This window comes from Promicromonospora xylanilytica (assembly GCF_054782895.1).
In genome coordinates this window covers 1-5,449 of sequence record NZ_BAAGRP010000051.1, presented here as the reverse complement: position 1 = coordinate 5,449, position 5,449 = coordinate 1, and the positions used below count along the sequence as shown (strand labels likewise).

General features: G+C 65.7%; 5 protein-coding genes. 3 read left to right on the top strand and 2 right to left on the bottom strand.

Annotation, left to right across the window (positions count from 1 at the left end; all coding sequences use genetic code 11):
- Positions 1-83: 83 nt before the first annotated feature.
- Positions 84-1,181, bottom strand: a complete 1,098-nt coding sequence (locus ACYVK7_RS17845) for a Gfo/Idh/MocA family protein (protein ID WP_460889067.1) — start codon at positions 1,179-1,181, stop codon at positions 84-86.
- A 195-nt stretch (positions 1,182-1,376) separates the two neighbouring features.
- Here ACYVK7_RS17845 and ACYVK7_RS17840 point away from each other — a divergent pair, with 195 nt between their 5' ends.
- Entirely contained in the window at positions 1,377-1,985 is a 609-nt protein-coding gene (locus ACYVK7_RS17840) for a TetR/AcrR family transcriptional regulator (RefSeq protein ID WP_460889066.1), read from the top strand.
- A gap of 28 nt (positions 1,986-2,013) precedes the next feature.
- On the opposite strand, the gene ACYVK7_RS17835 is transcribed toward ACYVK7_RS17840, so the two are convergent.
- Complete coding sequence (locus tag ACYVK7_RS17835; RefSeq protein ID WP_460889065.1) at positions 2,014-2,625, bottom strand: lysostaphin resistance A-like protein; 612 nt, start codon at positions 2,623-2,625, stop codon at positions 2,014-2,016.
- 298 nt (positions 2,626-2,923) lie between these two features.
- Here ACYVK7_RS17835 and ACYVK7_RS17830 point away from each other — a divergent pair, with 298 nt between their 5' ends.
- Both ACYVK7_RS17830 and ACYVK7_RS17825 read left to right on the top strand, forming a co-directional pair.
- Complete coding sequence (locus ACYVK7_RS17830) at positions 2,924-4,000, top strand: alkene reductase (protein ID WP_171107485.1); 1,077 nt, start codon at positions 2,924-2,926, stop codon at positions 3,998-4,000.
- Between the two features lie 13 nt (positions 4,001-4,013).
- Complete coding sequence (locus ACYVK7_RS17825) at positions 4,014-5,087, top strand: 3-hydroxyacyl-CoA dehydrogenase (RefSeq protein WP_460889064.1); 1,074 nt, start codon at positions 4,014-4,016, stop codon at positions 5,085-5,087.
- The last annotated feature ends 362 nt before the right edge of the window (positions 5,088-5,449 follow it).

The following is a 5,449-nucleotide window of genomic DNA, read 5'->3' as shown; positions in this document are numbered from 1 at the left end:
GCGGCCGACTGACCGAACTACCAAGCGTGATCCACATGATCACCAACCTCGAGTTCTACCGCCAGGCCACGTGAATAACGCTCTCAGTCTGGGCGGTGCCGTTCAAGGCCACCGCTGCGCTCGATCCTGTCTATCAACTCGTGCAGCTCGACCCCATCGTCGAAAGTGGGGCTGAGTTGGGTTCCGGACTTGAGATCCGACGCAAGTTGCGCGTAGGCGCTGGCGACGCCCTGTGCCGGATCGTTGACGAAGCGGTCGGCGCCGTACGGTCCAGGGATGACCAGGGCATGTGGGGTCGCGGTGCCGGTGGCTCCTCTCAGCGTGAAGCCGCCTGTCCCGGTGTAGCCGACCGGACTGGTGAGGAGAAGGTCACCTTTCGTGCCGTTGATCTCGAAGTGGAAGTTCGTTCCTCGCGAGAGACCACCGCGGAAGTGGGCGGCGACGACGGGGCCATTTTCCAGCGTGCCGTTGACCACGAGCTGATCGGGGACGGACATGGGAAGGACCTCGCCCGTCTCCTCGATCCTGACCGTCGAGCGTCGCGTGGCGAAGAACGCGTTCACGTCGGCGAATCGGCCGTCAAGCACATGGAGCAGGGCATCTATGGAGTGGGCGAACATCACATGCTGTAGCCCGATCCCGTTCTCCGGATTGAGCGTGTACTCCTGGACCCGGCTCATCGACTCACCGAGGATGACGCCAGCGCCGATCATCGTGCTGGACAGCACCTCACCCACGTACCCGTCCCGGACGAGATCACGCATGTACGCGAATGGCGGTGTCGCCCGAGCCTGGAGTCCGATCGCCGTGGTAATGCCCCGGGCGCGAGCGAGGTCGCGCATCTTGACGGCTTGGTCAAGGTGGACGCCCAGTGGCCACTCACAGAAGACGGCTTTGCCTGCCTCGATAGCGCTGGTGACGAGTTCTTCGTGTCGTGTGACCTTGACGGCGACGACGACGAGGTCGACGTCGGGGTGGTTGATCAGGTCGCTGGCAGTGCTGAGCGCATGAGGGACGTTGTACTTGCGCGCGGCAGCGGCGGCGGTCTCGTGGTCGTGATGGCTTACCGCTGTGAGTTCGAACTCCGCCAGCTGTTGCAAGGCGGGTATGTGGGCTGTCGTAGCCCAGCCCCGCTCTGGATGGACCCCGATAATGCCGACCCGAATACGATCCTGACTCATTTACCCCGACCCGTTCTGTAGACATGTGGAAGGTGGGTGACGGTTGCCGTGCCGATGTCGCCCACGGGACGCCACCAGGCCACCAGGCCATGCCACGGCCGGATGGGACAATGAGCGCGCCCGGAACAGAACTCGCCCGTCGCTGACTGTGGTCAGAACTGAGTCGGGTCACCTTTTGTTCCAGGAAGGAAGGTTATGCCTCGAGAGCCATACGCGCCCGGCCGGCGGGAGCGGAACAAGCAGGCCAAGCTCGATCGGATCGTCTCGGCTGCCACCGAGCTGTTCAGCCAGCGGAGTGTGGACGACGTCACCACTCAGGAGATCGCTGACAAGGCCGACATCGGCGCTGGCACCTTGTTCCTCTACGTGAAGTCCAAGGGTGACCTGCTGCTCCTCGTGCAGAACGCGCGCTATTCCGCCGCCTTCGAACGGGGCCTTGCCGCCGCTCAGGAAGCCACGAACGCCGCGGATGCCGTGATCGCGCTCGCCACTCCGATCGTGGAGTGCAACCGGGCTCCGATCGAGAACGGGCATACCTATCTGCGAGAGATGATGTTCGGCGACCCCGCCGAGCCCAACCGGGCCACCGCGCTGTCCATCGTCGGGCAGACCCAGCAGGCGGTCGCGGACCTTATCGCCGAGCACACCGGCCGAGACGGGGACGACGCGGCCGTCCGGGCCCAGGTGATCTCAGCGATCCTGTTCCTGACCATGGCTTCGCATGCCGACCCTGCCTTCACCCTGGCCGAGGTGATGGAAGCCATCCGCCGGCAGATCGTGACCGTGCTTCCGGCTGTCAGTTGAGAGTCGGCCGACGGCCTGGCGAATCTCGTCATGCCGCGACGAGCTCGACGATGAGCGGGATCAGTAGCGCCGTCGCGTTGTTCACGCCGTGCAGCACCACGCCCGGCCAGACCGAACCCGACCACCGGAAGAGGAGCGCGGTCAGTACACCCACGACGAACGCCGCCGGCATGATCGGGTTGATCCCGTGGGCGACGGCGAAGACTCCCGCGCTCGCCAGCACACCGACCCAGGCCCCATACCGGGCTAGCAAGGCGTTCGCCACCACGCCGCGGAAGAACCCTTCCTCACCCAGCGGTGTGATCACCGCGCCCGCGACGAGCGCAAAGGCGAGCGACAAGCCGCCGCCCGCAGCTGCCGCCTGATAACTCTCCTGAACGTTCTGCACACCCCCGGTCGCCACCATGTAGACGATTGCAGCGATGGTGCCCAGCACATAGGCGACAAGACCCAACAGGGCACCGACGAGGAGATGTCGCGGCCGAGCCCGCCGGAAGCCAAAGGCCGCCAGTCCGCGGATGCGGATCAAGACCGCGACAGATAGCGCAACAAGCCCCATGGCCCCTGAGACCACGAGTCCCACGTTGCCGTGGACGACAGGGTCTGTCACGAGCGGCAACAGCACTGCGACCAGCAGCAAGGAGGCGCCATATGCGGCGGCGCCCGCCAACACCTCCGGCCACCCGGGCCGCTCCAGGAAAGTCCGCCCTGCCGGTGGTTCGTACGTCGATCTGCCCATGACTACCCCTCTGTCGTCGGCGATGTCACCGAGGCCGCAGTAGCCGGGAATACAACATGACTGGCCTCAGTTATGAGTGCAGTCATCATCGTACAGGCGGACCGGTCCTTGTCCCGGCACGTCTGGGCGGCGCGGATGCGACCTGGTACCGCGCCGAGGGTGATGGCGACCCGTTCACTGCAAAGGACCGACACAAGCAATGAGCTCTTCCTCTCTCTGGCAGCCCTACACACTCGGTCGGCTCGACCTCAGCCACCGCCTCGCCCTGTCGCCGATGACCCGCAGCCGCGCGAACCCCGACGGGACCCCCGGCAAGTTCGCCGCCGAGTACTACGCCCAGCGGGCGTCGCTCGGCCTGCTGATCTCCGAGAGCACCCAGCCGTCGGACGACGGGCAGGGCAACATGAGCACGCCGGGGATCTACACGCCCGAGCATGTCGAGGGCTGGAAGGCCGTGACCGACGCGGTGCACGCGGCGGGCGGACACTTCTTCATCCAGCTGGCACACGCGGGGCGCATGGCGCACCCGGACAACACGCCGCATCACCGTCAGCCGCTGGCACCCTCCGCGATCTCGGCGGAACAGGACGTGTACACCCCGGCCGGACCCCAGCAGACCCCGGTGCCGCGGGAACTGAGCGTCTCGGAGATCCAGGACCTGATCGGCGAGTTCCGCCACGCGGCGGCCTCCGCCATCGCGGCCGGCGCCGACGGCGTGGAGATCCACGCCGGCAACGGCTTCCTGCCGCACCAGTTCCTGGCACCGAACGCGAACCAGCGCACCGACGAGTACGGCGGCTCCGTGGAGAACCGTGCACGGTTCGCGATCGAGGTGGCGCGTGCTGTCGCGGACGAGATCGGAGCCGACCGCACCGGCATCCGGATCTCACCGGCGATTCCCCTCGGCGGGCTCCATGAGGGCGAACCGGCCGAGGTGCGCGCCCAGTACACGCACCTGGTCGGAGAGCTCGCCAAGCTCGACCTCGTCTACCTGCACGTCTTCCACGTCGGTGACGACGAGCTGCTGGGTTCCCTGCGCGGCCTGTGGCCTAACTCGGTCCTCGTCGTGCGCTACGGACGCGGCCGTGAGCAGATCGCCGACGACATCGAGGCCGGGTTCGCCGACATCGCCCCGCTGGGGCAGTTCGCGCTCGCGAACCCGGACATCGTCGAGCGGCTCCGCACCGGCGCCCCGCTGAACGAGGTGGACCAGACCACGATCTACGGCGGCGACGACACCGGCTACACCGACTACCCGACGCTCGCGCGCAGCTAGAAACCATCGAGGGGTGAGCCGCCCACAGGCGACCCACCAGAGCGGCGGCTCACCCCTTGACCCTCTCGATCCGTCAGCCACAAGCAGACCGATCGACCCCACGATAAGAAGGAAGAAGCAGCTCATGTCCACTCTCAACCAGCTGACGGTTCTCGGGTCCGGAGTGCTCGGCGGTCAGATCGCCTGGCACAGCGCCTTCAAGGGCAAGACGGTGGTGGTCTATGACATCGCCGAGGAACCGCTCGAGCGCAGCAAGCTCGCGATCGACAGTTACGCCGAGATCTACAGGGCGGATCTGGGTGCCACCGTCGCCGACATCGACGCAACCCATCAGCGGCTGACCTACACCACAGATCTCGCATCAGCGGTCGCTGAGGCGGACCTCGTGATCGAGGCAGTCCCGGAGGCCCCGTCGATCAAGTTGGCGCTGTACACCAGCTTGGCGCCGTTGCTGCCGGAGCGCACGATCATCGCCACCAACACCTCGACGCTGCTGCCCAGCGACTTCGCCGCTGACACCGGTCGACCGGAGAAGTTTCTGACGTTGCACTTCGCCAACCAGATCTGGAAGATGAACCTGACCGAGATCATGGTTCACGACGGGACCTCGCGTGACACCATCGCGCAGGCGGTCGAGTTCGCAATCGAGATCGGCATGGTGCCGATCCCGCTTCGCAAGGAGCAGAACGGCTACGTTCTCAACTCTTGGCTCGTCCCGCTGCTCAACGCCGCGCAGACCCTCGTGACCAACGGGATCGCGACACCCGAGGACATCGACCGGACCTACCTGCTGGGCGGTGCGAAGCTCGGCCCGATGGGCTGGTATGACGTGATCGGGATGACGACGGCATACAACGTGCTGGCCTACTGGGGCGAGAAGAACGGCGACGCCCAGATGCTCGCCAACGCTAAGTACATCAAGGAGCGCTTCGTCGACAAGGGAGACCTCGGGCTGCTGTCCGGCAAGGGGTACTACGAGTACCCGAGCCCCGCCTATCAGAGCCCCGAGTTCCTCTCCGTCCCGGACATCGAGGCGGCACCCCAGATCGCGGCACTCGTCGGCGCGGCATCAACAGGCCCACGCTGAGTCGGCTCGCACGGCGATCCGATTCCATGATCGGCGCTGACGACGCTGGCCCGACGATCATGTCGCGACGCGGATGTCTCCTGCCTGACGGCGCCGACCTCGAAACCACAGCTGTGCAGGCGCTCAGAACGCCAGAACCAAATAACCCGACCGCCCCAGTCCGCGCGGACCACGCGGCCGGTGCCACCGCAAAGGACTGGATATGACTTCGACGACCACTGTGATCGATCGCCTCGTCGAGGCGATCAACGCCCATGACCTTGACGCGATCGAGACTTGGAGCGTTATTCACGTGGCCTGGCGGTAGAACTCGAGGTTGGTGATCATGTGGATCACGCTTGGTAGTTCGGTCAGTCGGCCGC